Origin of the sequence: Anoxybacillus sp. UARK-01, from assembly GCF_002075365.1 — a bacterium.
In the GTDB taxonomy this organism is placed as follows: Bacteria; Bacillota; Bacilli; order Bacillales; family Anoxybacillaceae; genus Anoxybacteroides; species Anoxybacteroides rupiense.
Genome location: NZ_NASY01000060.1, coordinates 1 through 3,103, shown reverse-complemented (window position 1 = coordinate 3,103; position 3,103 = coordinate 1). Strand labels below are relative to the sequence as shown.

Below are 3,103 nucleotides of genomic sequence, written 5' to 3'. Positions count from 1 at the left end.
ATTTTTTATAATTAACAGTAAATTTTTAGTAAATTTCTTTTTTATTCAATTCAGACATCCCTTAAATTAGTTTTAGTGAAATGATTTAAATTAATAAAATCAAGATATGTTCCAATTCTCAAGTAGATAGATATCTAAGTATAATAGCCTGAGGGAAGAGCAAATTGTATGTCTTGGGAATAGAGGACCTAGCCCAAAGATGTTCTTTCATTCCTATTTTCGTATGAATTATACCCTGCAATAGACCACACAAACGGTCGATTGTGTGGTCTGGATTCTGGTTGATTCTATGAATAAAGGTTTAAGCATTCTTTTTGATTTCCTGCACAGTCAAATAGAATACATTGTAAATCACGTCTGATTTTAGATTTCCATACCCCTTCAATCCAATTCAGTTGAGGGCCATATGGTGGCAAAAAGACGAGCTCTAATCGATCTTCGTGTTCTTTTTAAAATGGCTGAGTGAGTTAGGCATGATGAATTCGAGCGTTATCTAAAATCATCGCCATTTTGCCTGTAGGATAGCGCTCTAACACAAATGGAAGAAATGTTTCTGCATCATAGCGTTCTTCTTCGATGCAAAACACATTCCTGTTTCGTAGTTCAACGTGCCAATCAACTTCCTCCCTTGATGTGTTCCAAACGTCGGAATGATCCGTTGCTTTTTTTTGACAAACCATGTTTTTGGAATCGATTGGTAATACCGAACATCGATTCATCTTGAAAAAGGACATATGCGATTTTCCCATCTAACAGTTTTTTTACTTCTGAGAAGGCGACTTCGGCGAATTCTTTTTGTTTTTCTTCATCGACATTGACTAGTGGATATGTCGGTTTCGGATAACTTAATCCTAACTAATGCAGAATTTTACTGGTTCCACGAAGAGTATACCTTGGTCCCCACTTTGGTTGAATGAGTTCAGCGTCATCACAAGCGTCCAATGATATTTCGCTTCGAATCCAGCCTCTACTGGAAGCTGATGTTCCATGATCGAAGTCAGCTCTTTTTCCTATTCAGGGCTCAATCGACGTGGGGTGCCAGGCGAGTATTTCATCTCCAGTCCGTCAAGACCGCGCTAGGTGTAGGTATGGATATAGTTGTAGGTGTTTTTCTTGAATCGACCAATAGTCGTTGCGATTTCTCTTTTTTGTATATCCCTGCAAATGAAGATAAATCGCCTGGTAGCGTTCATATGCTCGTTTACTTTTCGCTTTCGTTTTTGTGGTTCGACATTCCACTCTTTCCCATTCTCTATTTTCTCTCTTTAATTCGCCATAGAACGGGAGAAAATCTTTATTTCAACTTATATAGTTAATACATGGAGAGAATTATTGTGATTCTGTATTCGCAATGGATTTCATACTTACAGACCAGTTTGCTCTCTTAAGATCTGTATTCAAAGCAACGATTGTTGATATAGCGATTATTATAGAGCCCCCAATAAATACATAGTTAGAATTTATCTTTGCAATTGATCCTGCAATAAGAACGCTAACAGGGGCTAGGAGAGTAGATATTAGCCTAGAAGCGCCTATGACTCTCCCTAATTTTTTCTCTGGGACACTAGATTGAAATAATAAATAAATTAGTCTCGAATTTAGTCCTACACTAAACATTAGTGCAAAGACGACTATACCGGAAGAAATCCAATTATTTTGGAAAGGGAACAGGAATAATGCTATAGAAGTTGTTAGTGATGATATTAATAGCATTTTACCTGAGTTAAAAATCGCCTGAATCTTTGAGAATATTGCTCCACTAGTAATCCCTCCTAATGCTGACATTGTCATAACCAAGCCAATTTCAAAGCTCTTCAGATCTATAACTTCCTTTAGGTGAAACACAATCATTAGGACAGATCCACTTAATCCAAAGTTAACAAACAGGTTCCAAATTAATATTAATTTGAACAAAGGATTTTTTAGTGTATAGTGCAACCCTTGAACACTTGAAAACCATAGTTGCTTAGGGGAGGAAATATTATTGTTTAGTTCTGTCCTTTGTGATTTAATTAAGGATAATGTAGATAACAATAGGATAAAAGTCGAAAAATTGATCCATAATGAATTAAATAATCCTATTGTAGAAATTAATAATCCAGATATAGCTGGACCTATAGCTTCTGCTGTAGAAATTGCCATTTGCATGATACCATTGGCTTGAGGCAAATGTTCTTTTTCAACTAGCTGGGGAATAATCGATGTATCAGCAATCCTATATATGGCGATACAAATATCCAGAGCAAACGCAACTAAGAAAATAATTACCATGTTAAAAAATTTGAAGGAAGCAGATATAGGAAGAAAACTAATGAATAGGGCTTGTAGAGCAGATATAAACATTAATAGCTTCCTTCTGTTTATACTATCTACAATTGCTCCACCAAAGAAACCAACCAAAAATTCAGCAAAAAAACCCAATGCGTACATCGATCCCATAAGTAGGGAGGAGCCTGTTGCATGTAAAACCAGCAAGGGAAGGGCTAGGTCATAGAGGGTTTCTGCTATTTTATGTATAAAATGACTCGAAATTATGAAGAGAAATGCTTTATTTTTGTATATGTTCTTCATATATGACATCTTCCTTTAAATGATATAGTAAAATCGGAAAAACCTCTATGATATAAGGGATAGAGGATTTTCCGATCTTGGTGTGTAATGTGGTGGTAGTATTTGTAAACTTTCTCTCCTACTCAATTTCAATCTCAAACTTCTCTTTTAAGGCTTCCAAAGCTTCTCCTACAGATCCGGTTGTTGAAATATCGGAGCCAATTACCTGAGCGATTTTTCCTAAAAAAGTGGCAGAAGCTTTTTCTAGGTGAGGAGTAACACAATTAATGAAGGCAATTAACCCCTCACGCTCTAGTGGATCGGTCGTTTGATTCACTAACTCTTGTAATTCTTCCAAGGAAGAATGTACTTTTTCAATTAAAGCCATCATTGCTCACCTCCTTTCAATAAAGATTAGCTACGTTTTTTTATTGTAATCCTATTTTTTACTCCTTCCATATAGAGATCAAAGGATTGCTTGTACTCCCCTCCTTCCCTTAAAATTCGTTGTTCTCTTTGAAGAATTACTTGAAGGGTCCTATTAGGCAAAGGG

General features: G+C 36.1%; 2 protein-coding genes and 1 pseudogene. All 3 read right to left on the bottom strand.

Features of this window, described 5'->3' with window-relative positions:
- Positions 1-304: 304 nt before the first annotated feature.
- Positions 305-1,239: pseudogene (locus tag B6A27_RS18255) on the bottom strand (IS630 family transposase); the annotation flags it as partial.
- A 90-nt stretch (positions 1,240-1,329) separates the two neighbouring features.
- Entirely contained in the window at positions 1,330-2,571 is a 1,242-nt protein-coding gene (locus B6A27_RS18250; protein WP_161491061.1) for an MFS transporter, read from the bottom strand.
- Between the two features lie 118 nt (positions 2,572-2,689).
- Positions 2,690-2,938 carry a hypothetical protein gene (locus B6A27_RS18245; RefSeq protein ID WP_080862879.1) on the bottom strand — a complete coding sequence of 83 codons (249 nt, stop codon included), beginning with the start codon at positions 2,936-2,938 and terminating at the stop codon, positions 2,690-2,692.
- Positions 2,939-3,103 lie beyond the last annotated feature (165 nt).

What these genes read in the sequence shown, in the direction of transcription:
- B6A27_RS18250 (WP_161491061.1), bottom strand. Translation starts at nt 2,571, where the DNA reads ATGAAGAACATATACAAAAATAAAGCATTTCTCTTCATAATTTCGAGT.
- B6A27_RS18245 (WP_080862879.1), bottom strand. Translation starts at nt 2,938, where the DNA reads ATGGCTTTAATTGAAAAAGTACATTCTTCCTTGGAAGAATTACAAGAG.